A 774-nucleotide genomic window follows, 5' to 3' on the forward strand; every position below is an offset into this window, starting at 1 on the left:
CCCAGGTGCCGGCGCCCAGCACGGCCAGGCCGCGCGCGGTCGGCCGGCGCCACCAGCGGCGCGGCGTCAGGAAGGCCGCCAGCACCAGCGTGATGGCCAGCGCCAGCAGGTAGGCCGGCGCCCCGTGTCCGGCTTGCAGCATGTCGGTGACTGCCATCGCGCCCCCTCAGGCGTCGAAGCGCAGCACGTAATGGCCCGCCACGACATGGTGCCCGGACGGCAGCACGAAAGGCGCGGCGGCATCGTCAGCGTCGATCATGCCGACGAAGCCGAGCTGCTCGTCCAGGTGATACAGGGCTTGGCCGGGGGACACGCGCACCAGGGCCAGGCCTTGCGCGACGGGTTCGAAAGTGAAGGCGCTGCGCGACAGGCCGATGCGGTCGGCGCCCGCGACGGGCGTATCGCCGCCGTCGAGGTCGTCGCGCGCCATGCAGGGCGCCGTGTCGAGCACGCGCAGCATCGCCAGCGCGGGGCTGCCACGGCCGAACGTGGCCTTGCCCGTCATCGGCGCGGCGACCGGCTGCGGCAGGCTGACCAGTGCACTGTAGCGCTCCGCCAGGGCAGGCGGCACCGCGCTCACGGCCAGGCTGCGCTCGCCGTGGGGGCTGAAGCTGGCCGGCAAGGTGATGCGCAGGCTGCCGGCGGGCGTCACGGCATGCAGGCCGTCGGCGGCGTCGACGGCAATGGCGATGGCCGGCACGCCGCCCGGCGCGAAGGCCAGCGTGCGGTCGAACGGCACCTGCAGCCGCGTCACGCCAGTGCTGCGGTAGCAGA

The 774-nt window shown here is 74.4% G+C and carries 1 pseudogene; it reads right to left on the reverse strand.

Annotated features, from left to right (window positions below):
• Positions 1–166: 166 nt before the first annotated feature.
• Positions 167–774: pseudogene (locus GM672_RS28625) on the reverse strand (hypothetical protein); the annotation flags it as partial.

Source organism: Pseudoduganella buxea, assembly GCF_009720835.1.
Lineage (GTDB): Bacteria > Pseudomonadota > Gammaproteobacteria > Burkholderiales > Burkholderiaceae_D > Rugamonas > Rugamonas buxea.